Annotated in this window: 23 protein-coding genes; 16 read left to right on the plus strand and 7 right to left on the minus strand. The window is 36.5% G+C overall.

Going from position 1 to position 26,406, the window contains the following annotated elements; genetic code table 11:
• The 3 genes from ABXT44_RS02415 to cysC all read left to right on the plus strand — a co-directional run bounded on the left by ABXT44_RS02415 (position 1) and on the right by cysC (position 2,747).
• Positions 1–1,182, plus strand: a complete 1,182-nt coding sequence (locus ABXT44_RS02415) for a malate--CoA ligase subunit beta (protein ID WP_416687856.1) — start codon at positions 1–3, stop codon at positions 1,180–1,182.
• A gap of 2 nt (positions 1,183–1,184) precedes the next feature.
• Complete coding sequence (gene sucD / locus ABXT44_RS02420) at positions 1,185–2,072, plus strand: succinate--CoA ligase subunit alpha (protein WP_416687858.1); 888 nt, start codon at positions 1,185–1,187, stop codon at positions 2,070–2,072.
• A 75-nt stretch (positions 2,073–2,147) separates the two neighbouring features.
• A complete protein-coding gene (cysC, locus tag ABXT44_RS02425; protein WP_416687860.1) occupies positions 2,148–2,747 on the plus strand; it encodes an adenylyl-sulfate kinase in 600 nt (199 codons plus the stop codon).
• Positions 2,748–2,755: 8 nt separating this feature from the next.
• Here cysC and ABXT44_RS02430 read toward each other — a convergent pair whose 3' ends face one another.
• From ABXT44_RS02430 to ABXT44_RS02445, 4 genes are read right to left on the minus strand one after another with little or no spacing between them, the layout of a single operon-like run.
• Positions 2,756–4,576, minus strand: a complete 1,821-nt coding sequence (locus ABXT44_RS02430) for a tetratricopeptide repeat-containing sulfotransferase family protein (RefSeq protein WP_416687862.1) — start codon at positions 4,574–4,576, stop codon at positions 2,756–2,758.
• Between the two features lie 45 nt (positions 4,577–4,621).
• On the minus strand, positions 4,622–7,093 hold the full coding sequence (locus tag ABXT44_RS02435; RefSeq protein WP_416687864.1) for a tetratricopeptide repeat protein: 2,472 nt from the start codon (positions 7,091–7,093) through the stop codon (positions 4,622–4,624).
• Positions 7,093–9,156 carry a tetratricopeptide repeat-containing sulfotransferase family protein gene (locus ABXT44_RS02440; protein ID WP_416687865.1) on the minus strand — a complete coding sequence of 688 codons (2,064 nt, stop codon included), beginning with the start codon at positions 9,154–9,156 and terminating at the stop codon, positions 7,093–7,095. The genes ABXT44_RS02435 and ABXT44_RS02440 overlap by 1 nt, the downstream gene beginning before the upstream one ends.
• 9 nt (positions 9,157–9,165) lie before the next feature.
• Positions 9,166–9,855, minus strand: a complete 690-nt coding sequence (locus tag ABXT44_RS02445; protein WP_416687867.1) for a tetratricopeptide repeat protein — start codon at positions 9,853–9,855, stop codon at positions 9,166–9,168.
• A gap of 195 nt (positions 9,856–10,050) precedes the next feature.
• On the opposite strand from ABXT44_RS02445, the gene rluD reads away from it, so the two are divergent.
• Both rluD and pgeF read left to right on the plus strand, forming a co-directional pair.
• Entirely contained in the window at positions 10,051–10,992 is a 942-nt protein-coding gene (gene rluD, locus ABXT44_RS02450) for a 23S rRNA pseudouridine(1911/1915/1917) synthase RluD (RefSeq protein ID WP_416687869.1), read from the plus strand.
• Between the two features lie 22 nt (positions 10,993–11,014).
• Entirely contained in the window at positions 11,015–11,737 is a 723-nt protein-coding gene (gene pgeF / locus ABXT44_RS02455) for a peptidoglycan editing factor PgeF (protein ID WP_416687870.1), read from the plus strand.
• Here pgeF and ABXT44_RS02460 read toward each other — a convergent pair.
• The 3 genes from ABXT44_RS02460 to ABXT44_RS02470 all read right to left on the minus strand — a co-directional run bounded on the left by ABXT44_RS02460 (position 11,734) and on the right by ABXT44_RS02470 (position 13,722).
• Positions 11,734–12,141 (minus strand): S24 family peptidase, encoded by a 408-nt coding sequence (locus ABXT44_RS02460; protein ID WP_416687872.1) that lies wholly within the window; start codon positions 12,139–12,141, stop codon positions 11,734–11,736. The two genes, pgeF and ABXT44_RS02460, sit on opposite strands and share 4 nt — an antisense overlap.
• Positions 12,129–12,941: a bifunctional DNA-formamidopyrimidine glycosylase/DNA-(apurinic or apyrimidinic site) lyase gene (gene mutM, locus ABXT44_RS02465; protein ID WP_416687874.1), complete on the minus strand. Its 813-nt coding sequence runs from the start codon at positions 12,939–12,941 to the stop codon at positions 12,129–12,131. The genes ABXT44_RS02460 and mutM overlap by 13 nt, the downstream gene beginning before the upstream one ends.
• 220 nt (positions 12,942–13,161) lie before the next feature.
• Positions 13,162–13,722: a chalcone isomerase family protein gene (locus ABXT44_RS02470; RefSeq protein ID WP_416687876.1), complete on the minus strand. Its 561-nt coding sequence runs from the start codon at positions 13,720–13,722 to the stop codon at positions 13,162–13,164.
• Positions 13,723–13,847: 125 nt separating this feature from the next.
• Here ABXT44_RS02470 and ABXT44_RS02475 point away from each other — a divergent pair, with 125 nt between their 5' ends.
• The 11 genes from ABXT44_RS02475 to gatA all read left to right on the plus strand — a co-directional run bounded on the left by ABXT44_RS02475 (position 13,848) and on the right by gatA (position 26,398).
• Positions 13,848–14,438, plus strand: coding sequence for a urate hydroxylase PuuD (locus ABXT44_RS02475; RefSeq protein WP_416687877.1), 591 nt, complete (start codon positions 13,848–13,850; stop codon positions 14,436–14,438).
• A 365-nt stretch (positions 14,439–14,803) separates the two neighbouring features.
• Positions 14,804–15,673, plus strand: a complete 870-nt coding sequence (locus ABXT44_RS02480; protein ID WP_416687879.1) for a hypothetical protein — start codon at positions 14,804–14,806, stop codon at positions 15,671–15,673.
• Between the two features lie 141 nt (positions 15,674–15,814).
• Complete coding sequence (locus tag ABXT44_RS02485) at positions 15,815–16,639, plus strand: YgfZ/GcvT domain-containing protein (protein WP_416687881.1); 825 nt, start codon at positions 15,815–15,817, stop codon at positions 16,637–16,639.
• Positions 16,636–18,015 carry a sodium:proton antiporter NhaD gene (gene nhaD, locus ABXT44_RS02490; protein WP_416687883.1) on the plus strand — a complete coding sequence of 460 codons (1,380 nt, stop codon included), beginning with the start codon at positions 16,636–16,638 and terminating at the stop codon, positions 18,013–18,015. Before ABXT44_RS02485 ends, nhaD begins: the two co-directional genes overlap by 4 nt.
• On the plus strand, positions 18,002–18,694 hold the full coding sequence (locus tag ABXT44_RS02495) for a type III pantothenate kinase (protein WP_416687885.1): 693 nt from the start codon (positions 18,002–18,004) through the stop codon (positions 18,692–18,694). Before nhaD ends, ABXT44_RS02495 begins: the two co-directional genes overlap by 14 nt.
• 36 nt (positions 18,695–18,730) lie before the next feature.
• Positions 18,731–19,930, plus strand: coding sequence for a tryptophan--tRNA ligase (locus ABXT44_RS02500; RefSeq protein WP_416687887.1), 1,200 nt, complete (start codon positions 18,731–18,733; stop codon positions 19,928–19,930).
• A 16-nt stretch (positions 19,931–19,946) separates the two neighbouring features.
• Positions 19,947–20,681: a pseudouridine synthase gene (locus ABXT44_RS02505; protein ID WP_271537910.1), complete on the plus strand. Its 735-nt coding sequence runs from the start codon at positions 19,947–19,949 to the stop codon at positions 20,679–20,681.
• 111 nt (positions 20,682–20,792) lie between these two features.
• Complete coding sequence (gene ileS, locus ABXT44_RS02510) at positions 20,793–23,561, plus strand: isoleucine--tRNA ligase (RefSeq protein ID WP_416687889.1); 2,769 nt, start codon at positions 20,793–20,795, stop codon at positions 23,559–23,561.
• A complete protein-coding gene (gene aroB / locus ABXT44_RS02515; protein ID WP_416687891.1) occupies positions 23,561–24,649 on the plus strand; it encodes a 3-dehydroquinate synthase in 1,089 nt (362 codons plus the stop codon). Before ileS ends, aroB begins: the two co-directional genes overlap by 1 nt.
• 16 nt (positions 24,650–24,665) lie before the next feature.
• Complete coding sequence (gene gatC, locus ABXT44_RS02520; protein WP_416687893.1) at positions 24,666–24,953, plus strand: Asp-tRNA(Asn)/Glu-tRNA(Gln) amidotransferase subunit GatC; 288 nt, start codon at positions 24,666–24,668, stop codon at positions 24,951–24,953.
• 2 nt (positions 24,954–24,955) lie between these two features.
• Positions 24,956–26,398 (plus strand): Asp-tRNA(Asn)/Glu-tRNA(Gln) amidotransferase subunit GatA, encoded by a 1,443-nt coding sequence (gatA, locus tag ABXT44_RS02525; RefSeq protein WP_416688399.1) that lies wholly within the window; start codon positions 24,956–24,958, stop codon positions 26,396–26,398.
• Positions 26,399–26,406 lie beyond the last annotated feature (8 nt).

The following is a 26,406-nucleotide window of genomic DNA, read 5'->3' on the forward strand; positions in this document are numbered from 1 at the left end:
ATGAATATTCATGAGTACCAAGCTAAGAAGCTATTGGGTAAATATGGAGTTCCAATTCCCAAGGGTGGCATTGCGCACTCTGCAACTGAGGCAATTTACCAAGCCAGTGAGTTGGGGGGGAGCAAGTGGATTGTTAAAGCTCAGGTTCATTCAGGTGCACGTGGAAAAGCTGGCGGCGTAAAGCTATGTAATAGCCATCAGGAAATTGCTGATTTTTGTCATAATCTTCTTGGTAATAAGCTTGTAACTCTCCAGACTGGTCCAGAGGGAAAAATGGTTTCAAGTATCTATGTTGAAGAAGCGAGTGATATTGCTAAAGAGCTTTACTTTAGCATTGTTCTTGATAGAGCAACTCAAAAAGTCACTTTAATTGCCTCTACTGAAGGCGGTATGGACATTGAAAAAGTTGCTAAAGAGACACCAGAAAAAATTTCAAAAATTATGATTGACCCTGCTGTTGGTATGCAACCCTTTCAGGCTCGTCAGTTAGCTTTTACATTAGATTTACCTAATGAGGTTATTGGCGCTGCCAGTCGAGCAGTTATGAAATGTTATCGTGCGTTTCGTGATACTGACGCTAATTTATTAGAGATCAATCCATTAATATTAACAACTGATAATAAGGTTATGGCTATTGATGCGAAGATGACATTTGATGAGAATGCACTTTATCGTAGACCAGAAATTCTAGAATTTCGTGATAAAACACAAGAAGATCCTCGTGAAACAAATGCTGCTGAGCATGATTTAAGTTATGTTGGCTTAGATGGAAATATTGGATGCCTCATTAATGGAGCAGGTCTTGCTATGGCGACAATGGATATGATTCAGCATGCGGGTGGAGAGCCTGCAAATTTTCTAGATATTGGTGGCGGCGCATCTGCTGAGAGAGTAGCAACATCTATAGAATTAGTATTGTCTGATAAGTCTGTAGAAGCTATCTTGATTAATATTTTTGCTGGAATAAATCGATGTGATTGGGTTGCCCAAGGTATTGTAGATTTACTAAATAAGCGAGATATTGACATCCCATTAGTTGTTCGTCTATCTGGAACAAATGTTGAAAAGGGACAGAAAATATTAAAAGATAGTGGTAAAAAAGTTATTACAGCTGACACCTTATCTGATGCAGCACACAAAGTAGTGTCTGCATGGAAGCAAGCAAATGGGAGTAAAAATTAAAAATGAGTATTTTTATAGATGAAAAAACTCCGGTTTTAGTTCAAGGTATAACTGGCCGTATTGGCTCTTTTCATACTCAAGAAATGATTGACTATGGCACAAACATTGTAGCAGGGGTTACTCCAGGTAAAGGCGGCACAATGCATTTAGGAAAGCCTGTGTTTAATACAGTCGAGGAGGCTGTCTTAGTTACAGGCGCAGAAGCGAGTATTGTTTTTGTACCGCCAGCTTATGCTGCTGATGGAATTATGGAGGCGGCCGAATCAAATATAAAGTTTTGTGTAAGTATTACTGATGGAATTCCAACACATGACATGATAAGAGTGAAGCGTTATATTAATAGCGCTCCCCAAGAAAAACGTATGGTTTTAACTGGTCCTAATTGTGCTGGCACGATTAGTCCAGGAAAATCATTATTAGGTATTATGCCTGGTCATATATATAAACAGGGTAAAGTTGGCTTGATTGGAAGGTCAGGAACTTTAGGTTATGAGGCGGCTTCTCAAATGAAGGAGCTGGGTATTGGTATTAGCACTGGTGTTGGAATTGGTGGTGATCCAATTAATGGGAGTTCTTTTTTAGAGATCTTAAAATATTTTGAGAGTGATGATGAAACCGAAGCTATTATGATTATTGGAGAAATTGGGGGGCCTCAGGAGGCTGAGGTAGCTGATTACTTTCAAAACCATATGAACAAACCAATGGCGGCTTATATAGCAGGCCTAACAGCCCCCGCTGGACGTACGATGGGACATGCAGGTGCTATTGTTAGCTCAAGTGGTGAAAGTGCGGCTGAGAAGGTAGTAATTCTTAAAGATGCTGGGATTATGGTTGCATCGAATCCGTCTGATATGGGAACAACAGTCGAAGCGCTCTTAAAAGGTTGCTAGATATCTAAATATATTTATCTGATTGAACTATATAATAACTTTATTTAAATTAATACTTTTTATCTAGTATTTAAAATGAAGCGCTCGAATATAATTTATCATCAAGCATCCGTAACCCGGCAGAGACGTAATAAATTAAACAATCATCGTTCAATTGTTCTTTGGTTTACTGGTCTTTCTGGCTCTGGTAAGTCTACTTTAGCACATGCTTTAGAAGAAAAATTATTTAAAAAGGGCTGCAGGACTTTTGTATTGGATGGTGACAATGTTCGTTATGGTTTAAATTCTAACCTTGACTTTAGTGAGAAAGGCAGGACTGAAAATATTCGTAGAATAAGTGAAGTTAGTAAGCTAATGCTGGAATCTGGCTTAATAGTAATGACAGCGTTTATTAGCCCGTTCAATAAAGATCGAGAGGATGCTAGAAAATTAATTTCCAGTGATGACTTTATAGAAATCTTCTGTAAAGCCAGTCTAGAGGCTTGTGAGGCTAGAGATGTTAAAGGGCTTTATAAGCGAGCAAGGGCTGGAGAGATTAAAAACTATACAGGTATTGACTCACCTTATGAAGTTCCAGAAAAACCAGAGTTAATAATTGACACGGATAATCAAAGTCTAGAAGAGTCAGTATCTATTATTCTTAACTTTTTAGAATTAAATGGAATAGCTAACTAGTTTAACAATTATTTTAAATAAGCTTTAAGGCCATCAATCATTGGTTGAATATGCATTTCATAATTTTTCCAAGCCTCAGAGCTTCCTTGGTACATCTTTTCTCTGACTTGTAATGAGCTAGCTGTTTTTACTGCGCGTTTATTTTTATGGAAGTTTAGACAGTTTTCATCCCAATCTAATTCACAATAATCCAATAATTTCTTGGTTTCTTCTTCTTGATTAGTGGTTAAGTCTTCGTAGCAAATATCATAAATTTTTCCTGGAAACATTGTGCGCCAATAATCCATCAATTCAGAATACAGGCTATAGTATTTAACTAAATCATCGGTATCGTAAGAAAATCCATAACCCTTGCCACTCCACTTAGATTTATAAATTGACCAGCATATTGCTCTAGGATCTCTATTTAGATGAATAACTTTTGCCTCAGGAAGTATAGAAAAAATTAGACCTATGTGCTGGAAATTTGCTGGCGTTTTATCTGTAATAACATTAGCAGTGGTATTTAAATGATTAAGGGAGTCTAAATATTTTTCACGAAGTAACATCAGATTTTTTTTAGAAAGTATTTTTTTATCTTCTGTACTAGAAAGTTTGTTCTCTAATATTGGGTAGTAGAGTTTCATTAAAGTGCTTAATTCTCCAGCGCCATAAACATTTTTATGGCTAGAAATAATTTGCTCAACTAGGCTTGTTCCAGATCGGGGCATACCAAGAATAAATATGGGGCGTTTAGCAGGTGTTTTATATGAAAGTGATTTATTAATGGAGTTTGAGTCTATGGCAAAGATCTCATAGATAATTGAAAATAACTTTTGGGACGTACTAAAAGAATAATTTAGTTCTTTTTTGCGTAAGCGATTACCTTCATTAAGATAATTAAAAAACTGATTATTATTTCCTAAATCTTCATTAGCATTTGCTAATGCAAAATTAATTGCAATTAGATCAGATTCATTGACATTTTCTTCACTTAGAAGTAATTGCATTTTTACAACTTGCTCTTTACTTAAAGAGTATTGCTTGAATAGACTTAAATTATAGTATGCATTTGCATAATTAGGATCGACTGATAAGGCTTTTTCAAAATATTTTATTGCACTATCAGTGCTATTTAATTCTTTTTTAGCAAGTCCAATATTATTATAAGCATCAGCAAGTTGTGGGTTAATCGCTAGTGATTTTTGATAATATTTTATTGCATTTTCAAAGTCCCCACTATTTTGAAAAATAACGCCTCGCTGATTAGCAGCTTCAGCATAATCTGGTTTAATGACTAATGCTTTATCAAAGTTTATGCCAGCTTCAAAATCTTTTTCGAGTAGTTTATTTGCAAGACCTAAATTATTAAAAGCTTGAGCAAATTTAGGATTAAACTTTACTGCCAGTTTAAAGTGCTCAATGGCAAGATCATATTTCTTTAGACTTAAAAGTGCATTGCCAAGATTATAATGCGCATTTGGATAAGTAATTTTGATATTAATAGCATTTTTATAGCATTCAATAGCCTCTTCAATTTGATTAAGCTCACTAAGAGTGACTCCAAGGTTATAATGAACTTCCGCATAGTTACGGTTTAGGGATAAGGCTTGTTTAAATTTTTTAACGGCTATATCGAGCTGGCCGATTGATTTATAAAAAGAGCCACTAACATTAAATAATAAAGGCGATAAAGGGTAGTCCTTGAGTAATTCCTTCAGTTCAATAATTGCCTCATTTTTTTTTCCGCTTGAAAAAGTATCAATTATTGATTGAATAATTTCTCTAGGTGGGCCTTGCTTATTTTTAATATTTGTAAGGTTATTAAGAGTTTTTTTTTGTTTCTTCATTTTGAGTCTAGGTGAGGTTTAAAAATAAATATAATCCGACTCTAATTATTGTTGAGATTGATCATAGATATCCAAATAAACACTCTCAAGTTGCTTTGTAAATAATTGAGCATTATACAATGAAGAGGTAAGTAAATTTTTCTTCAGCTTATCTTTAATATCTTTTAATTTCTCTGAATCTGTTGCTAATTTAATCGCAAGCGATTCATAATGATCTTGAGTAGTTGTAATCAACTCTGGTAAGCCAACACTCTGAAGTAGGGATGATGAAACTCTAGCTGTGAATGAATCTCCAATATAAGTCAATACTGGCAAGCCAACCCTAAGGGCGTCACTACAAGAAGTGTGAGAGGCAAAAGGGAAGGTATCAATAAATAAATCAGCCAACTGAATTCTATTTAAATGATCTTTCTTAAGAGTTAAGCGAGGAGCAAAAAACAATCGATTTTCATTAATACCATAATTTTTTGCTTCTTTCTTCAAATTATTCATTGCAATAGTGTTCCCATCAGGAAGCCATAGAATAGAGCTATTAACCTTAGATAAAATAGCCATCCAACTTTTAAAAACAATGGGATTAATTTTATAATAATTATTAAAACAACAAAATACAAAACTTTCACTTGGTAAGCCTACATCTTTTTTGGTTAGTTTGTTTTTTGAAACTCCAATTTTTGTATCATTCGCCATATAGCAATTTGGTAAGTAAGCAATTTTTTCAGAATAATTTATTTGTTGGTCTTTGGGGATAACTATTTTATCTGCAATCAAATAATCTATAAAATTTGATCCCATTGTATATGTGTATCCTAAATACCCTGCCTGAATTGGTGCTAAGTACATGGAGAAAATTCTCGCTCTATTATTTGCAGAAAATCCTCCTAAGTCAATTGCAATATCAATTTCTAAAGATCTTGATAACGTTACAATATCTTTATCTGACATCATCTGAACATCATAAAAATTATCAACTCCCGCCTTAATTCGAAGATTCATTTCATCCAGAGTATTAGGACCAAAAGAAAATGCATAAATTTCAAATTGACTTCTATCATGAAGCTCGTAAAGTTCAGCGGACAAATCAGACACTGGATGCTCTCTAAAATCCGCAGAAAAATAACCTATTCGAATTTTTGTATGATTTGAATAGTTATTTATTTTTGATAAAGCATTATTGGTTGGAATATAATTTTTAGAATAAGTTTGAGAATTTTTTAGCTGAATTTGCGAATCACCAGTCAGAGAAGACAAAGAAAATGGGTCAATAACCATTTCATTATGATTTATTTTTTGTATTAACTCCTCAAGATCTTTAGAAAAATTATCCCAAATACACAATTGCATTCTTGTATGAAATAAATTTCCAAAGTTACAATCTATTCCTGGCTTGAGATTAAGAGAAAACTCGTAATTCAATACTGCTTGATCTAGTCGATTGAGATCGAACATAAGATTTCCAAGATTGAAGTAAACCTCTGCAAAATCTGGATTAATGGAAAGTGCCTTCATATAGCTTTTAAGTGCTTTATCAACTTGCCCAACCTTATTAAGTCCAATCCCAAGACTATTATGAGCCTGGGCAAAATCAGGCATTATATAAATGGCTTTCTCAAAACTTTCAATAGATGCATCGAGGTCACCAAGTTGCATAAATATTAAACCAATATTATAATATAATTCGGCATGATCTTGCTTGTTTAAAAGTGCCTTCTGATAGCATTCAATTGCCTCATCTAATAGACCCATATCTTGCAAAATATTTCCTAGTTTATAATGAGCATCAGCAAAGTTAGGATTAATTGCTACTAGATTTTTATAACAATTTATGGCTTTATTAGGTTGATTTAGTTCTTTATAGACATTACCAAGATTATTGTAAGCTTCAGCAAATTCTGGCATTATTCTTATTGCATTCTTAAAATATTTTAAGGCGGAATCTATTTCATTAATCTCTTGAAATATTACTCCTAAATTATTATGTAATTCTGCAAAATCTGGTTTAATTATTAATACTTTCTCATAGCTTATGATTGCCGATTCAATATTATCGAGGTCTTGGAATATTTTGCCTAGACTGTAATGAGCTTCAAAATAATCAGGATTTATTTCTATTGCCTTTCTAAAACTCATAATAGCATTATCAAATTGACCTAGCTCTTTAAAGACATTTCCTACGTTATTATGCGCCTCAGCATAATCAGGCATTATAGAAAGAGCCCTCTCAAAACTTTTAACAGAGGCATTCAGCTTACCTAGATCTTGCAATACACCTCCGAGATTATAATGCGCTTTATAATAATTAGGATCAATGATTACTGCCTTTTCATAATGTTCAGCGGCAGTCTCTAGTTGTCTAAGCCCTTGATAACATATGCCACTTAGATTAAATAATAAAGATTCATCTGGGTATTTTTGGCTTAGAATAGTAGTTTTTTCTAATGCTTGTTGAAATTTTCCAATAGAAATAATTGAAACTACAGATTCAATTTGCTTTTTTGAAGGACCTACATTACCCATTATGATGAGTAATCAAGTGAGTTGATAAGTGGCTTTAACTGGACCTCATATTTTTTCCAGACCTCAGAGCTGCCCTGGTACATTTTTTCTTTAACTTGTAATGAGCTGGCTGTTTTTACAGCTCGCTTATTAGTATAAAAGTTCAGACAGCTCTCATCCCAATCTAATTCACAATATTTTAATAATTTTCTGGTTTCCTCTTCTTGACTTGTTGTTAGGTTTTCATAACTAATATCATATATTTGATTGGGAAACGATTCATGCCAAAAAGCCATTAATTCAGTATAGGATTTATAAAAGAGTGCTAAATCTTGCATATTATATGGAAAGCCTATTTTTTTATCAGGAAAATAACGCTGATAGTTTGACCAGCAAATTGCCATAGCATCCCTTTTAAGATGAATAATCTTTGCCTCTGGAAATGCACTTAAGATAAACCCTATATGTTCGAAATTTTGAGGCATTTTGTCAGTAATAATTCTTTCGGAGGTATTAAGGTTGGATAGGATTTTTAAGTATCCAAGTCGGACTGACATAAAGTTTTTTTCTGAAAGGACATTGTGGTTTAATAAATAATCATTCGTTATTGGTGTAATCAGATTACCTAAGGCAGTAAGTTCACCTGCACCATGAACTTCATGATGACTGGAAATAATTTGCTCAACTAGAGTGGTTCCAGAACGAGGCATGCCAACAATAAAAATTGGTTTAATGGATAGTGGCTCATAGCTCGATGTTTCTTTAATAGACGATATAAAAAGCTTTCTATGTACTGAATGATTTTTTAGATCCTTATCAACAGAATAATTCAATTCTTCTTTACGCAGTTGATTTCCTTCATTTAATACTTTAAATAATTCATCTTTCTCATCTAAGTCTGTGTATGCTTTCGCTAAAGCAAAGCATAAGTTAATTCGATCCGATCGACTAAGATTATTAGCAGATAAGAGAGACTGCATTTTAATAAGCTGTGTATCACCTTTTTTATAATTCTTCATTAAGGCTAGATTTCGGTGAAAATCAGCATTATCATGATCAATAGCTAAAGCATGAATATAGCTATTAAACGCATCATCAAATTGACCTAATTGTTGAAGAATGTTACCTATATTGTTATATGCGTCCGCATAGTCTGGATTAATTAGGAGTGCCTGTTTATAGGAATTTAGTGCTTCATCACTTTTTCCAAGTTGGTAAAAAGTAACACCTAGATTGAAGTACGCCTCATCATAGCTTGGATTAATTGCTAGAGCCAGTTCATAAAAATTAACTGCCTTATGAAATTGAGTAAGTTTATTAAGGGTAACACCAAGGTTGTTATGCGCCTCAGCATTCTCAGGATTAATAGCTATTACTTTTTCATAACATTTAATTGCTTCATCTAATTGGCCCGTTTCGTGGTAAATAATTCCTATATTATTATGCACATCAGCATAGTTCGGATTAATGGACAGTGCCTGTTGGTAAGAATTAAGCGCCTCATCAGTCTGTCCGAGTAAATTGAGGGTATTGCCAAGGTTATTGAGGACCTCAACGTAATCTGGCTGAATGGCTAATGCTTTCTCATAGCACTTGGTTGCCTCATCCAGTTGCCCCAGTTCATGGAGGGTAGTACCTAAATTGTTATGCGCCTCTGCATAGCCTGGCTGAAGATTTATTGCTTCCTCATATGACTTAACTGCATCTTCCATTTGTCCAAGCTCTTTATAAATAATACCCAAGTTATTATGTGCTTTAAAATAGCTTTTTTGAAGATCTAATGTGACTTGATAGCTATTAATTGCAGCTTTCAGTTGATTGAGCTCTTGTAGCGTTAGACCAAGATTATAATGAGCATCAGCGAAGTCGGGCTGAATTACTACAGCACTCTCAAAAGATTTTACCGCTAACTCTAGCTGACTCGCTGCCTTATAAAAAACACCACTGATATTGTAAAGTAATGCTTCGTTAGGATGCTGACCAATTAAAGCTTGAACGGCATCCTGTGCCTCACTTGAATGTCCAGAAGAATAAAGCTCAATAATAGAATTAATTTTAATATTTAAATCAGTAGGTGCATTCATATTAAAAATTTATTCAGGGCTGAGTTCTTTTAATTTTTCATGCGCAAGAGAGTTATCAGGCTCTATAGATAAGACCAGCTCAAACGATTTGACAGCATCATCTTTTTTCCCAAGATCTACAAGAGCAATACCAAGATTTAAATGAGCCAGAGTATAGTTTGGATTAATATCTATAGCTTTTTTAAAATTTTTAGCTGCATTTTTGATTTGACCAAGTTTTCTATTAGCAACCCCAAGGTTATTATGAGCCACAGCAAAATCATACTTGTATGCCACTGCCCATTCTAAATGTTCAATTGCATCCTCATATTGGTTTAAATCTATAAACGTAACTCCTAGCTTATTATGAGCTTCAAAGTAACTTGGTAGAATTTCTACTGCTCTTTTAAAGCTTTTGGCTGCGTGATCAAGCTTACCAACCTCTCTCATGACTATGCCATGATTTAAAAATGCTTCAGCGTAGTCTGGCTTTATTGAAATTGCAGTTTCAAAGAACTGTGCAGCAGGATCAAATTGCCCTAATTTTAAATAGCATGCGCCTAGTAAGTTGAATAGTAATGGTACATTAGGGTAGTCTTCATTTAAGGCTTTAATCATTTCGATAGCCTCATTTATTTTGTCATTAGAATACATACCTAAAACAATATCAACTTTCTCTTTGGGAAGATTTTGCGGAGTATTTTCTTTTTTATTTTTCATATTTAGAGTTTTTAAACTTAAAAAATAGATTTATATTTTGAATTTTTTTATTTATTTTACATATTATCTGAATTCTTGATGCCTATTTAATTATCTTATGAGGTTAAATTTAAGCCTCTTTTATTTATATTAAATCTTAGCGTCTAAATTATCAACAAGGCTAAGTTTATTATGGATATCAATTAAAATAACGATATGAAATCACTAAATATAATCATTCCAGAGAGGATGACAGGAAGTAGGCTAGATGCTTCTCTGTCAGAAATGCTTCCTGATTATTCACGCTCAAAAATAACAACATGGATTAAATCTGGAGATGCATTAATTAATCAAAAGACTTTTAAGCCAAAGGGCAAAGTGAGCGGCTCTGAAATTGTTTGTTTAACTTTAAACCAGAAGCAAAGTAATGACTGGATTGCTGAAGAAATCCCACTAAATATTGTTTATGAAGATGAGGATATTATTGTAATAAATAAGCAATTCGGGCTTGTTACCCATCCAGGTGCAGGAAATTGGAGTGGGACATTGGCAAATGCTCTACTTTATTATGATCCGGCTTTAGTGTCTCTTGATAGGGCTGGTATTGTTCATCGTTTAGATAAAAATACTTCAGGCTTAATGGTTATTGCTAGAAATGCAAAGTCACAAAAATATTTGGTTGAGCAGCTCCAAAATCATTCTATTGATAGGGAATATTCTGCAATAGTTTATGGTCATATGATTGCTGGAGGAACTGTTGATGAGCCTATTGGCCGCGATCCTAAAGACAGGATTAAGCAGGCTGTCTCAATGAGTGGAAAAGACGCGACAACTCACTACAGAGCAATTGACCGGTTTAAAAGTCACACCCATGTGAAAGCAATTTTAGAAACTGGCCGAACTCATCAAATACGTGTCCACCTTTCTCATGTTGGACATTCTCTGATTGGTGATCCAATGTATGGAGGCCGTGTACGCTTTCCAAAAAAAGCAAGTGAGGAGCTAAAAGATGCCCTACTTAATTTCAAAAGGCAGGCGCTTCACTCAAAAAAATTAACTCTAACTCATCCTTTTTCAGGAGAGTTAATGTCATGGAAAGCACCACTACCAGATGACATGTTAAGGCTTTTGGAAGTCTTAAAAAAATTCGATTCCTGATAATTTTGACTTGTCTATATTAATGAATTTTTTCCCGAGCAATATTAAATTACTTTCAACACCACGACTTATAGATGGGGGGCACAGTAAGGGTAACTTTGCTAACTTTAATTTGGCACTTCATGTTGGTGATGAGCAGAGCTTGGTATTGGCAAATCGTGACTTATTATTGAGGCGCTATAATCTACCCTCTGCTCCAGTATGGATTAATCAAACGCACTCTAAAATGAGCATTGATGCAGACTCAACATCATCAATAGTTAATGCTGATGCAAGTTATAGCAAAAAATCTGGAACAGTTTGTGGGGTTCTTACGGCAGACTGCCTACCAGTTTTTATCTGCAATAAAGAGGGCACTGCCGTTGGAATTGCTCACGCTGGCTGGAGGGGTTTAGTTGACGGAGTAATTGAATCTTTAATTGAATCTTTGGATTGTAATGGAGAGGACTTAATAGCTCATTTAGGCCCGGCAATCTCTCAATTATCTTTTGAAGTAGGCGGCGAAGTTAAATCTCAATATCTTTCTAAAAATAAAAATTTTAAAAATTGCTTTGCTTATTTAAATAATAAATATTATCTTGATTTGTATGACGCAGCAAGGGTAGTTCTTAAAAGCCTTGGAGTAACTTCAATTAGTGGGGGCGATAGGTGCAGCTATAAAGAGTCAAATCAATATTTTTCATACCGAAGAGATGGTGAGTGCTCAGGAAGGATGGCGCACCTAATATGGATGGGGCGGCCTTAAGGGGTTATTTCTTTCTCTTTACCTTTGCCACTAAATTTCATTTCTCCACTCTCTTTTTCAAGTAAATAATAGTGAAGTGATTTCTGTTTACGCTGCTTTTGCTGAGTAATACAACCACGAACTTCAAAATCATCAGTCAGGTTTATATCCTCATAGGAAAAGTTAAGACATCGCATAAGCTGGTTATTGTTTTCGATAACATACTGACGAAAATAAAGCTCATCATTAAAATCAATTATTACATAAGCCTCATTATGAATGGGCATTCCAGGATCGACAATGATAATGCAATTTTCACTGAATTCAGGCGACATCATATCACCAATATTCTGAAGTGCATAAGGCTCTGAATTAGTTGAGCAAGTACTTTGAAATAAGGCTTTGGGATTATCTAATGCTGACATTTAGGGCAATAATAAGTGGCTCGTTGATTTTGTACAATTTTTTTAATTGTACCACTGCATCTATTACATGGCATATCTTTACGGTCATAGACAGATAAGATTTGATAAAAATAACCAGCCTCACCATCAACATTAGAAAAGTCATTTAGAGTAGTGCCACCATTATTAATTGATTCTGATAAAACCTCTTTGATACAATTTACAAGAATCTTATAGCGCTTCTTCGACGTTTTACCCGCCTCTCTTTTAGGGGATATGCCGGCTAGAAATAAACTTTCTGATGCATAAATATTTCCTACCCCCACAACGATATTACTATCCATAATGAATGTTTTTATGTTTTTTGTTTTGCCAATTGAAGCATTGAAGAGAGAGTTTTCATCAAACTCATAGCTTAATGGTTCTGGACCTAATTTTTTGAGAAGCGAAAGCTCCTCATCATTTTTTTGCCAAAGGATTGAGCCAAATCGACGAGGATCATGAAAACGCATGCTCGAACTATTATCTAATTTAAGTTCAAAATGATGATGTTTTTTTAGCGGTTCAATAATAGGGACAACACTTATTGATCCAGTCATTCCAAGATGCATAACCAGTTGTCCATCACTAAAGTCAATTAGTAAATATTTCGCACGTCTCGATATTTTCCGAATAGTTTGATTTTTTAAGGTAGCTATAAGATGTTGAGGAATTTCCCAGCGAAGCTTTTTTTTATAGATATGAACAGATATAATTTTTTTATCAACTATTAGAGGTTCTAGTCCTCTTCTAGTAGTTTCAACCTCTGGTAGTTCAGGCATGACTTTTATTCCTGATCGGTAACTAATGCAATTTTTTTTGAGAATAAAAGAATCCCAGTTAAAAATTTTTTATGAGATATCTCTACTCCTTCTATGTCAGCAAAAGCAAAGGCAGTGTTTGATTTTTTGGCATTTTTAAGCCAAGCTATATGAATAGGATCAAGCGTTAAAGGATAATCTTGCCACTCTGCAAAAGAATTAGGGGGATTCGATATAATGACTAACCTCCAAGCATCGCCTTTTTCAAATTTTTCTGAATTGGGTTGTTAGATAGCCAGATCCCAAAGAAAGCTTTTTTGAATTCAATTCCAGGAATTGTATCGATATATGCTGAATTTTTAAGTACATTAGTTCCTGCATCTGGCATATAGATAAATTCAAAAAAATCACTATCAGTAACATCACTATTAAAGGTAGAGATGAGTTGCTCAATTTCTTCAGTAATAGGGCCGGTATTGTTTCCAGTTGATTTAACTAATCCTGTATTCAATGCATCCTTCATAGCATCTGTAGTAACCATAGTGGACGTCACGTCGAGACGAATAGCCATTGCCTCATTACTGCTTAGTATTTCTTCAGAATTACTACTCTGAGAGCCAAGATAAAGACTTGTATCATAAACTTTCATGAAGAACTTTACACGGGTACCCTGACCATTAAGCATTAGCTTTGTCCCTTGGTACTCCATAGAGCTGGGAGCTTCTGCAGCATTAATTGGCGATAATGCAAATGTGCTAATTAGGATTAATAATGGTAATAGTACTGTTGATTTAATTGACATGAGTTGTTCCAAGGTTTTATTTAAAATTGAGTATATATTATAATAAGATATAAATTATAAAAAAACATTTACCTGTTAGCGAACTATTTATAATGATAACTTTATTAATCAATTAACTATATATTATGAATCCATTAACCTCTGTTAAAGGCACCATCGTTTCAGGCTTTGTTTTAGCAATTCTTGTGGCGTTCTACTTGTCACCTGAAGGCTCATCTTTGATTCAACGTAACCTAAGTGTGTGGCTTCATGCTCTCGCTGGTGTTACTTGGGTTGGACTGCTCTATTACTTTAATTTTGTTCAAGTGCCGGCAATGGCAGATGCTCTTGCTGATGAAGGCGGACCAGGTCCTGCTGCAATTGGTAAGTATATTGCGCCAAAAGCTTTATTATGGTTCCGTATGTCTGCTGCTGTAACGTGGCTTACAGGTGCATGGGCTCTTTCATTGGGCTACGGTTTTACTAATGCATTCCTTTTGAAGCCTGGTGCTGAGATGATTGGATTAGGCTCGTGGCTAGGAACGATTATGCTATTTAATGTTTGGGTTCTTATCTGGCCAAACCAGAAAAAAATTCTAGGTATGGTAGAAGCTAGTGCTGAAGAGATTGCTAAGGCAAAGTTCACCGCGGCCATGGCCTCAAGAACTAACGTGGTGCTTTCGGTTCCAATGCTTCTTTGTATGATTGGTGCTGGTCATGGAGGGTATTTGTTTTAAGTAGCCGAGATTAAGTTTAGCTTTAAGACCGGGCATGCCCGGTTTTTTGTTGGATGTGTGAAAAACACAACAAAACTGTAATAAAGTAACAAAAAGCCACATAATTATAAGAATAGAAAATAATAGTAAGGGTTTAATGGATTAATATCTGTAATAAAATATTGGAGCAAGTACCTATCTCTTTGGGTTTAAAGCTAAAATATGAATGAGTTGTTGAAAAAAAACAACTAAATGTCTTATTTTTACAAATAGTTGTTGACATTGGCATAGGAAGTGGTTATTATAGTTCTATTGTTATTCGTAAGGGTAGCAAAAGGCTGCTAAGGAAGACCTTAGCAATTAATATATTCTAAATGGAGAATAAAATGAAAAAACTAATCGCATTATTCGCAGTATCTGCAGTAGCTTCTACTTCAGCTGTTGCTGCAATTGCATTAAGTGGAACAGCTTCTGTATCGTATGACGATAACGGATCAAGCCCTTCTGCAACTTCTTATGACGCTGACTTGTTATTCACAGGTACTGCTGGTACAACTACTGTAACTGTCGGTATGGACGTTGATGGTAGTGGTGGTGTTAACACTGCAGGTTCAATGACATCAGGAGCTATGGGCATGACAAGTGCTACTATGGCAACTACAATTGGTCCAGTAACTATTGCTGCTGATATGTTCAACGAAGCTTCAATCGGAACAACTGATGGTGGTAACCTTCTTGAAGGTACAAAATCAATGGATACAGGCGTAACTATTAGCCTAGATGCTCCAATCGGTGACGCTACTGTTGGTGTTGATAACTCTGGAAACGTAACTATTTCAGGTACATGGTCTGGCGTTACTATGAGCCATACTTCTAAATCAGCGGGTGACACGACTACGGCTTCTGCAGCAATTGCTGGTATGGATGTAAGCGTAACTAATAAAGCTGGCGCAACTACTTGGTCATTAGGTACAACAGTTAGTGGTGTTGGTCTTACATTAGCTAGTAGCCAGAAAGTTACTGCTACATTTGGTCTAGCTGGAAATACAATGGTTGTAACTTCTGTTCCTAAGAGAGCTTCTGCTGTATCAGTTGCTGGTGTACATGGTACTTCACATGGTACGATGGCAATCTCTGAGAAGGCTTCATACGCAACTGTTGCTATATCGCGTGCTCTAACTTCAGGCGCAACATTAGCTGCGACTTATAACACGTTTGATGATTCACTTACACTTAAGGCTTCTGTAGCATTCTAAATTCGTTTAGACTGTTCGGTTGACTTAGTAATAAGTTAATATTCAGAAAACCCAGAGCTTGCTCTGGGTTTTTTATGTCTAATTGAAAATAAGCTCAGTGAAATTAGATAAAATATAGCTATTTATCCAGTTACTTAAGATATGTTTGTTCATTTAAAAAATCGAGCGCTTCTAAAAGTATCGGGCTTAGATGCTCAGAACTTCCTTCAGGGGCAGTTAAGCAATGACATTACAAAATTAAATAATTCAAGTGTTCAGTTGAGTGCCTATTGCCAGCATCAGGGAAAGATCCTGGCATTATTCTGGGTAATGAGACTTGAAGATAGTTTCTTGCTGTCATTTCCTTCAGACTTGCTCGAGGCAATAAAGCCAAGGCTTCAGATGTTTGTCATAATGTCTGATGTCTCAATTGAAGATGCAACAAAAGACTATATCCAGGTCGGATCTATTGGCCAGACTCACCAAAAATCACTGGTTATTAATGATAAATTATCACTAATAATTACTGACAAAAAAGATATTAATAAATTTAATATGGAACCAATAGAACATTGGGATATGGCTTGTGTTGACTCCTCTTTGCCAGAAATTTTTTCAATTACTAGTGAAAAGCTAGTGCCGCAGATGCTCAACTTGGATATTGATGAGTTTGGCGTTAATTTTTCAAAGGGCTGCTATCCAGGACAGGAGGTCGTTGCGAGGCTTCATTACCTGGGCTCAGCAAAGCGCCGTCTTTTTGCCTTTGTGCTAGATTCAGATGTAAATGTTGGTGATTCTCTTTACTGCGCCTCTTCAAAGTCTGCAAAAGCTAGAGGTGCCCGCTATAAATCAAGCGGAATAGTTATATTTAGGATAAAATATAATTCGAAATTTTATTGCTTAGCTACACTAGAGGTAGAGCTCAAAGATGAAGCAGTAACTCTTAATAATGAACATGGCCCAACACTAACAAGAATACAAAAATGAAAAAAATACTACTAATATTAATTGGCTTAATTCCAAGCCTAGCTTTCGCTTCAACGGATTCTGTAAATCTTGATCTAACGAGTCACTGGGCTGGCTATCTTGCCGTAACGCTATTTGTTATTGCTTATGCCTTTGTGATGCTTGAAGAGTTCACACATTTTCGTAAGTCAAAGCCAGTTATTTTGGTTGCTGGATTAATATGGGGAATTATAGGTTGGGTGTATGCCTCCAAAGGAATTCCACACGCAGCAGAAGCAGCTCTAAGGCATAATTTTTTAGAATATGCTGAACTATTTCTTTTTCTATTAGTAGCAATGACTTATATTGAGGCGATGCGTGAACGCTTTGTTTTTGAGAAATTGAAGGTATATCTTATATCAAAAGGATTCAGTTACAGGCAGCTATTCTGGCTGACAGGATTTATAGCGTTCTTTATGTCGCCTATTGCTGATAATCTTACTACAGCGCTTGTCATGGGCGCAGTGGTCTTGGCAGTTGGCGCTGGGAATGCAAAGTTTATTTCGGTTGCTTTTGTGAATATCGTTGTTGCTGCTAATGCTGGCGGCGCGTTTAGTCCGTTTGGAGATATTACTACGCTCATGGTCTGGCAAAAAGGCCTGGTTGACTTCCAGCAGTTCTTTGTCTTATTCTTTCCATCACTGGTTAATTTTCTTATACCCGCAGCTATTATGCACTTTGCAATTAAAAATGAGAAGCCAGAGGTTGTAGATGAAGTGGTTGTTATTAAGGATGGCGGTATTGTAATAACCTTTATGTTTTTGTTGACGATTGCAACAGCGGTAAGCTTTCATAATTTCCTGCATCTCCCACCTGCGATGGGAATGATGACAGGACTTGGATACCTTATGGTAGTTGGCTACTTTATTAAAGTTAGGCATAACTCGAATGACTCAATTTCAGAGAGGTTTGATGTATTTAGAAAGGTCTCTAGGGCAGAGTGGGATACGCTACTGTTCTTTTTTGGCGTTATTGTAAGTGTTGGTGGACTAGGTTTTATGGGTTACCTAGCATTAGTTTCTGAGGCGATGTATGTTCAGTTGGGCGCCACCTATGCGAATGTCTTGGTAGGCATCCTTTCTGCCATCGTTGATAACATTCCAGTAATGTTTGCAGTATTGACGATGACGCCCGATATGTCTCTGGGCCAGTGGCTCTTGGTAACACTCACTGCAGGTGTTGGAGGAAGTATGCTTTCTATCGGATCGGCGGCAGGTGTTGCATTGATGGGACAATCAAAAGGGCACTATACGTTCGTCTCACACCTTAAATGGATATGGGCAATTGCTCTAGGCTATGTGGCAAGTATTTTTATGCATTTATGGATCAACGCAGCCCTCTTTGATGTCCCAATCTAGTCTCTTTATTGATATAGGTAACTCTGCTGTTAAGTGGCGTACGTGTGACCCTGAGGTTTTTACTGAAGGCGTAGATCTTTTTTCATTAGAATTATTGCCCAAAGCGGATTCAGTTTGGGTGAGTGCTGTTGCGCATTTAAGTATTATTGCAGAGATAAAGGCTAACTTTGGTTCCGTTAATCTTGTTGAGCCATTAAGGCAGCATGGAAAATTAACCCTGTCCTATGATGATCCGTCAAATTTTGGCGTGGATCGGTTTCTTGCTATGCTGGCAGCTCTTGAGCGCTTCCCAAATGCACCTTTACTAGTAATTGACGCTGGAAGCGCAGTTACCTTTGACATTATTGACAATAAAGGAATACACCAAGGTGGCCTAATAATGCCTGGCATTAAGGCCCTAAGAGAAAGCTTTGCTAAGTTTTCAACAAATGATTTATCTATAAACACTTCTGAGCTGAAAAATAATACTGAGGGGTCATGGCAAAGCGGAACTCATGCAATGCTTGTGTCAGCTGTTAATTCTCAAATACATAATTTTGAATTAAAATACCCAGACGGCGTTATAACTATCTGTGGCGGCATTATAAAAGAAATAATCAAAGAGCTTCCTATGTCAGTTAAATCCTATGATAATTTGGTTTTAGATGGTTTAGAAAGCTATAGCCAATCTATGGGATAATTGACTCATTAACATTTAAGTCTTCTATTAAGCACTATGAAAGATCATCGAGTATTATCTGGAATGCGGCCCACAGGCCAATTACACCTTGGCCACTATCATGGGGTCCTAAAAAATTGGATTCAACTTCAAAATGAGTATGACTCTTATTATTTTGTTGCTGATTGGCACGCCTTTACAACACACTATTCTGATAGAATTAATTTAGAAGAAAATGTTTCGGATATGGTTGTTGACTGGCTGGCAACTGGTCTTAATCCTAATACTTCTACAATTTTTGTTCAATCTAAAGTGCCAGAACATGCAGAACTTCACTTGCTGCTCTCAATGACAACCCCTCTTAGCTGGTTAGAAAGAGTGCCATCTTATAAAGACCAGCAAGAAAAATTAAAGACTAAGGATCTATCGACCTATGGTTTTTTGGGCTATCCTCTTTTACAAAGTGCGGACATATTAATTTATAAAGCTGGCCTGGTTCCAGTTGGTGAAGATCAGGTCGCGCACGTTGAATTTACCCGAGAAGTTGCAAGACGCTTTAATTTTATTTATGGTCGCGAAGCTGATTTTGAAGAGAAAGCCGAGGCTGCTGTTACTAAGATGGGTAAAAAACAATCAAAGCTCTATAGAGCATTAAGAAAGTCTTATCAAGAGACGGGTGATGATGAGTCTTTGGTTAAGGCAAAAGCTTTGCTTGGTGAGCAGCAAAATATTACTCTTGGAGATAGAGAAAGGCTTTTAGGTTATGCAGAAGGCCTAGGGAAGATAATTTTAACTGAGCCTGAGGCTCTTTTAACCAAGGCATCTAAAATGCCTGGCCTGGATGGACAGAAAATGTCAAAATCTTATAATAATATGATTTCCTTGAGACAGGAGCCTGAATCAGTCAAGCAAAAGATTAATAGAATGCCGACAGACCCTGCTCGCGTTAAATTAACTGACCCGGGTGATCCAAAAAAATGCCCAGTATCGCAGTTACATCAAATATATTCATCAGAAGAAACTCTCAAGTGGGTAAATGAAGGATGCACAAAAGCTAAAATAGGGTGCATTGAATGTAAGATGCCTGTTATAGAGGCAATTAATGCTGAGTTAGAACCTATCCAAGAGAATATAGCGAAGTATCAATCCAATCCAAACCTTATACAAGAAATCATCTTTGAGGGTTCAGAGAGTGCAAGGGCAGTTGCGCGAAGTACGATGGAAGAGGTTCGAGATGCAATGGGTATAACCTACTAAAAAGAGATAAAACTAAATGTCAGAAAGACTACAAAAACTTATTGCCAATGCTGGCTATGGGTCAAGACGTTGGGCGGAAAGGCTTATTGAGCAGGGTAGAATTTCTGTCAATAACAAAGAAGCGACGCTTGGCGATAAGGCAACAATCGCCGACAAGGTGACAATTGATGGAAGGTTGATAGACCTAAAGCGATACTCAGAAGAAGAGACTAAGGTATTGATGCTTAATAAGCAAGCAGGCGTTATTTGTTCAAACAAAGATGAAGAGGGCCGTAAAAGTGTATTTGACTTCCTGCCCGAAAATACGCGTTGGGTTATGGTGGGTCGACTAGACCTTAATACATCTGGGTTATTACTATTTACTAATAATGGAGATCTAGCGAACAAGCTAATGCATCCGAGCTCAGAAATAGATAGAGAATATGCAGTGCGCGTCTTAGGAAGGGTTAGTGACGAGGATATAAAACAATTAATTAGTGGAATAGAGCTTGATGATGGGTTTGCTAAATTTCACAAAGTAACCCTTGGGGGTGGTGATGGTGCAAATCGATGGTATCACGTTGTTGTAAGGGAAGGCAGAAAAAGGGAAGTTAGGAGACTTTGGGAGGCTCTAGATTTTAAAGTTTCAAGGCTAATTAGAACAAGATTTAGTGACATTCGGATGCCAGATAACTTGCGCGCAAATCAATCTGAACTTCTCAAACCCAAACAAGTCCAAGCGTTACTTAATGCAGTTAAATTGAAAGGCTAATTTAATGTTTTTTTATATGCTTTAATTTACTTTTCAAAAGCATTATCAATCTTGTTAAACCATATGTGTCAAGTATAATGGCGATTTAATATAGAAAAAATTAACGCCTTAATGTCTGACTATAAAAATACCTTAAATTTACCTGCAACTGATTTTCCGATGAAAGCCAATTTAGCAAATCGCGAAGGTGGTTTCCTAAAAACATGGCAGGATCAGGATTTATACCAACAAATTCGTCACAAGTTTAAAGGGAAGCCATTATTTGTGCTTCATGACGGCCCACCCTATGCGAATGGAGATATTCATATTGGTCACGCAGTAAATAAAGTGCTAAAAGATGTTATTGTCAAAAGCAAAACCTTGTCAGGTTTTGACGCTCCGTACGTTCCAGGTTGGGATTGTCATGGACTCCCTATTGAGCACATGGTGGAAAAAAAGAAGGGAAAGGTTGGTCATAAAATAAATGCTGATGAGTTTCGAGCAGCATGTAGGGTCTACGCAGATCAACAGATTGAAAAACAAAAGGTTGATTTTAAGCGTTTAGGGATTCTTGGAGACTGGGACAACCCATATCTAACTAAGAACTTTAAGTATGAAGCTGATATTGTCCGCTCACTTGGGAAAATTGTTAAAAATGGACACATTGCTAAGGGCTTTAAGCCAGTGCATTGGTGTACAGAGTGCTCTTCAGCGCTTGCAGAGGCTGAGGTTGAGTATAAAGACAAAGGTTCTGATACGGTAGATGTGGCTTTTAAGATTATTGGTGATTTTTTTGATCTAGATAAGCCTATTTCTGTTGTTATTTGGACAACAACGCCTTGGACTTTACCTGCAAATGAAGCGGTTGCTCTTAATCCTGAGTTGGACTATGTTTTAGTTGATGTAGGGGAGCAATACTTTATTCTTGCTGAAGATTTACTTGAGTCTGCACTTGAAAGGTTTGACCTGAAGTCAAAGAATAAGATAGATAAAGTTTATAAAGGCTCTGACCTTGAAGGCATAATGCTTCAACACCCATTCTATGATAAGCAGGTGCCAATTATCTTAGGTGAGCATGTAACAACTGAAGCTGGTACTGGTGCAGTTCATACGGCTCCTGCGCACGGCCAAGATGATTACGTAGTTGGCCTTAAATATAACTTACCCGTTGAGTGCCCTGTTGATGGAAGGGGCGTTTTCATAGAGACAACTAATGGTGTTGCTGGAGAGTTTATCTTTAAAGCTAACAGCACTATCATTACCCTGCTTCAAAATAAAGGCACTTTAGTCAAACACGAACCCATTACGCACTCTTATCCTCATTGCTGGAGACATAAGACGCCTGTAATATTTCGTGCGACACCTCAGTGGTTTGTCTCAATGACTCAAAAGAAATTAAGAGATAAAGTCAATGAAGAGATTCTAAATGTTAAATGGATCCCTGATTGGGGTCAGAAACGCATTGAATTAATGGTTGGAAATAGACCTGACTGGTGCATTTCACGCCAAAGGTATTGGGGAACTCCAATTACTTTATTTGTTAATAAAAATTCTGGAGAGTTGCATCCTGAGACAGAATCACTATTTGAAATTGTCGCTAAAAAAATTGAACTTGAGGGTATAGAGGCCTGGTTTAAACTTAAAGTTGAAGATATTTTAGGTGATGAAGCGCCTGATTACGAAAAAACTACCGATACATTGGACGTTTGGTTTGACTCTGGCGTAAGTCATTATGCAGTATTGAAGGCAAGTGATCATTTAAGTGATGTCGCTGATATGTATCTAGAGGGCTCTGATCAGCATCGAGGTTGGTTTCAATCATCTCTGTTAACTTCATGCGCAATTAATGGCAGGGCCCCTTATAAGCAAGTTCTTACTCATGGCTTTACTGTGGATCAAAATGGTCATAAAATGAGTAAATCGGTTGGTAATGTAATTCCCCCTCAAAAAGTTGTTAACTCGCTTGGCGCAGATATTTTAAGACTCTGGATTGGAAGTACTGATTACTCTGGTGAAATGACGGTGTCTGATGAAATTCTTAATAGAAGTGCTGATAGTTATCGTAGGATTCGAAATACAATGCGCTTTATGTTGGCAAACATGGAAGGCTTTGATCCAAGTAAAGATCTTGTAGAGATAGATCATATGCTCGTTTTAGATAAGTGGATTGTCTCTAAGACTGCTGAATTACAAAAAAATGTTATTAGTGAATATGATGAGTACAATTTTCACTTTGCAATGAAGGCAATATTAAATTTTTGTACAAATGATCTAGGTGGTTTTTATTTAGATATTATTAAAGATAGACAATATACTACTCAATCTGATTCTTTAGCGAGACGCTCTGCTCAGAGTGCACTATTTCATATTTCCCATGCCATGGTTCGTTGGTTGGCTCCTATTTTGACGTTTACCGCCGAAGAGATATGGCAATTTTTACCAGGTGCTCCAAACGAAAGTATTTTTTTACAGACCTGGCATGAAGGGCTGGAAGCTAAATTCAATAATCATTCAATTGATGTTTCTAGAGACATCAATGCCTATCTAAGAAAAGAACTTGAAGAGATGAGGCGCGCTAAAACCATTGGCTCATCACTAGATGCTGAGGTCGATATTTACTGTGAAGATGAAAATTATCAGGCTCTGTTAGAACTAAAAGATGAATTAAGGTTTTTGTTTATTACTTCAGATGCAAAAGTTCATCAGCTGAAGGATAGGCCAGCAAATGCTATTAATATTGATAACTCACTGGCAATCTTAGTTAGAAAAAGTGAGTATGAAAAATGCGTTCGATGTTGGCATCATAGGCCTGAAATAGGTCAAAATAAATTGCATAAAGAGCTATGTAGTCGCTGCATAGAAAATGTTACAGGTGACGGAGAAACTAGGATATTTGCTTAATGACGAATGATCAAACAATTCTAAATGTAGAACTTGGTGATAAGTCATATCCAATCTATATTGGATGTGACTTATTGTCTCAAAAATCTTTTTTTGAAGACCATATAAGCGGTCAGCAAGTTATGGTTGTTTCTAACACAACGGTTGCCCCATTGTATTTAGATAGAGTGACTAAGTTACTAGATAACTTTACTGTGAAGGTAGTTATATTGCCTGATGGCGAGCAATATAAAACACTTGAAACTACAAACCTTATATTTGATGCACTTCTTCAAGAAAAGTTTGATCGGAGTGCCACTTTGATTGCTCTTGGCGGCGGTGTGGTTGGTGATATAACCGGTTTTGCTGCAGCGTCATACCAGCGTGGTATTAATTTTATTCAGGTTCCAACGACTCTTCTATCTCAAGTAGATTCTAGTGTAGGCGGTAAAACGGGTGTTAATCATGAGTTAGGTAAAAATATGATTGGTGCATTCTATCAGCCGCAAGCAGTTATCATTGATGTTGACACCCTAAGTACATTGAATGATCGTGAATACTCAGCAGGAATGGCTGAGGTTATAAAATATGGATTACTGGGTAATATTGATTTTTTATCCCATCTTGAAGCCAATATTGATCCAATTATGAAGCGTGATAATAGTTTGATTATTGATTTAATTTATCGCTCGTGTAAAGACAAGTCGATCATCGTTTCTCAGGATGAATTTGAGCATGGGAAGAGGGCGCTATTAAATTTTGGGCATACTTTTGGGCATGCTATAGAGAATACTTTTGGTTATGGGGTCTACTTGCATGGGGAGGCTGTTTCTATTGGTATGTGTATGGCTTCAATGCTATCGCAGTTCGAAGGAGAATTGTCCCAAACTGACTTTGAGCGAATTCAGAGTATTCTTAGTAAGGCTAATTTACCAATTAGCATAAGCAAGGGAATTAAGAGTGAAAGCTTAATTCAGGCAATGTCAGTCGATAAAAAGGCAGTTGATGGTAGTTTGCGTCTTGTGCTTTTAAATAGTGTAGGAAGCTCTTTTGTTACTGGATCGTATTCAAAAGAAAACTTTCAAAAAGTTATATCAAATTTTTGTTAATAAATATTAATTAAACATGTCATTAGATAAAAAACAAGTTAAAGAGATTGCCTATTTAGCTAGACTAAGTATTGAAGATGAAGAGTTAGAGCAAAGTACGTCAGAATTAAATAATATACTTAGCTTGATGGATGATCTTAATGAAATAGATACTGGCGATGTTGAGCCTATGGCGCATCCACTGCATATGTCTCAGCGCTTAAGAGATGATGAAGTGACTGAAGAAAACTTAGCTGAAGAATTTCAAGCAATTGCCCCCAAAATAGGCAAGAGTCACTTTCTTGTCCCAACGGTAATTGAATGATGATGCATAATCTATCTGTTGCCGCTCTAATCAAAGGACTCAAAAATAAAGATTTTTCATCTGTAGAGTTGACCCAACATTATCTAAATCGAATTAATAAATCTAAGCTCAATGCATTTATCTCAGTGACTGAAAATCTTGCGCTTGCACAGGCAAATGAAGCAGACTTGAAAATAGCCAAAGGAGACAATACTCCTTTGACCGGAATTCCATATGCACATAAAGATATTTTTTGCACTAAGGGCGTAAAAACCACTGCAGGCTCTAAGATGCTAGATTCATTTATTTCTCCATACGACGCAACACTGAGTCATCAATTTAATTCAGAAAATATGGTAATGCTTGGAAAGACAAATATGGATGAGTTTGCTATGGGGTCATCAAATGAAAATTCCTATTATGGGCCAGTAAAAAACCCTTGGAACTTAAAGAAAATCCCAGGAGGGTCTTCTGGAGGTTCTGCTGCTGCTGTTGCATCTCGTATTGCCCCATTTGCAACTGGAACTGACACTGGAGGCAGTATTCGCCAGCCTGCGAGTTTGTGTGGCATTACTGGGCTCAAGCCAACATATGGAAGAATTTCTAGATATGGGATGATTGCTTATGCTTCGAGTCTTGATCAAGCTGGCCCAATGACCCAGACTGCTGAAGACGCAGCAATCGTTTTAAATGCTATGGCAGGCTTTGATAATAAAGATTCAACCAGTGCTGCTAAAGAAACCCCTGATTACACTAATCAATTAACAAACTCTTTGGATGGATTAAAGATTGGACTTCCTAAAGAATTTTTTTCCAGCGGCCTAGACGAGGGAGTTGAAAAAGTTGTTATGCATGCAATCAAAGAATATGAATCGATGGGTGCTAAGATTCAAGAGGTCTCACTTCCTAATTCAATGCATGCAATTCCAACTTACTATATTGTGGCGCCTTGCGAATGCTCTTCTAATCTATCTAGATTTGATGGAGTAAGGTATGGGTATCGATGTGAAGATCCTAAAGATTTAGATGATTTATATTTAAGGTCTCGCTCAGAAGGGTTTGGTAAGGAAGTTAAAAGACGAATTATGATTGGCGCTTATGCTCTCTCTGCTGGTTATTATGATGCATATTATCTAAAAGCTCAAAAAGTTCGACAACTAATTAGTGAGGATTTTAAAAAAGTTTTTCAAAGTGTTGATGTCATTATGGGGCCAGTTGCCCCGACACCTGCTTTTGACTTAGGCTCTGTTAAGGACCCTGTCTCGATGTATTTAGCGGACATTTATACTCTCTCAGTAAACTTAGCAGGACTCCCTGGAATGAGCATTCCTGCAGGCTTCTCAAAAGAACTGCCAGTAGGACTTCAGTTGATAGGTAATCACTGGTCTGAAGAGCTTTTGCTTAATACCGCCCATCAGTTTCAATTGAAAACTAATTGGCATACTTCCTTACCAATTGAGTTATAGGGGAGATT

This window comes from Candidatus Pseudothioglobus sp. Uisw_041 (assembly GCF_048087625.1).
Taxonomy (GTDB): Bacteria; Pseudomonadota; Gammaproteobacteria; order PS1; family Pseudothioglobaceae; genus Pseudothioglobus.